A 1,011-nucleotide genomic window follows, 5' to 3' on the forward strand; every position below is an offset into this window, starting at 1 on the left:
GTTTATTAACCTTTCTTCAAGAGATTAGGTTAAAATTTCTAATACGGTAGAGCAATATTTGCTTAGAATGATAATAAGAAATCTAAGATTTTTAGTATTTAACGCCAAGGTTAGATTGTTTGGTCGTTTAAAAAGATTAGTTTATCTAAAATATACAAAAATCTAAAAGGAATCTATTGTAGAAAAGTATCTTTACCTCTATCCCTACCCCCTATTTCTGCTTTTTTCTTTCTTATTCTTAAGGCTAAATAATTTATTAACCTTTATTTTTTAATAATGAAAACATTAAAGTATGCAATTTTCCTTACTTTTTCGGTAATTCTAATGGTAGGGTGTGAAAAAAAGGAATTAGAAAATTCAATTTTAACGGAACAGGATATCTTCCTTAATAATAGCAAAATAGATCCGGCAGGAATTGGCCCGTGGGTCTTATCTAATAAGTCTTTTACTGAAAGTAAGTCTGCAATTAATTTTACCGCTGATAACCAGGGTTGTTATCTTATTGATTTTAATGAAATAAATGAAGGGGACTATCCGCAAATTACTTATCAATCTTTAGGAGTGACTTTTAAAGCGGGACCAAATGGAACCAGCCAGGACATGAGAATTCGTTCTTCAAAACCTTATATTTTTAAAGGATTAATAGGAGCAGATTTTCCTTATGGCGCATCTAAATTAATAAATTTTGAGGAAAGTGTTTATTCCGTTTCCCTTATTGCAGGAGATGATGGTGGAGGCATCAACGAGGCGGACATTATAACGGTTACGGCTTATAGTGCAAATGATGCTACTGGAGTAGTTATAGACAGCGAAACGGTAGAAACTAGTGGCGACCAACCAGAGTATATAAATTTTGAAGTTTCCGGTATAGGAATTATGTCGGTAGAGGTTACAAGCACCGCTCGAAGATACAACAATTCTATTTTAGTGGACGATATTTACTTCTGTCCTGATAAAGATGAAGACGGGATCATTACTGGTGTAGATAATTGCCCTGAAATTTCTAATGCA

General features: G+C 33.2%; 1 protein-coding gene. It reads left to right on the forward strand.

Going from position 1 to position 1,011, the window contains the following annotated elements; all coding sequences use genetic code 11:
• Nucleotides 1-276: 276 nt before the first annotated feature.
• Nucleotides 277-1,011 (forward strand): hypothetical protein (locus ACNKXV_RS00485; RefSeq protein ID WP_417905737.1); only part of this gene is annotated, 735 nt, incomplete at its 3' end.

The sequence above is a fragment of the Christiangramia aquimixticola genome, from assembly GCF_048285835.1.
Classification (GTDB): Bacteria; Bacteroidota; Bacteroidia; order Flavobacteriales; family Flavobacteriaceae; genus Christiangramia; species Christiangramia aquimixticola.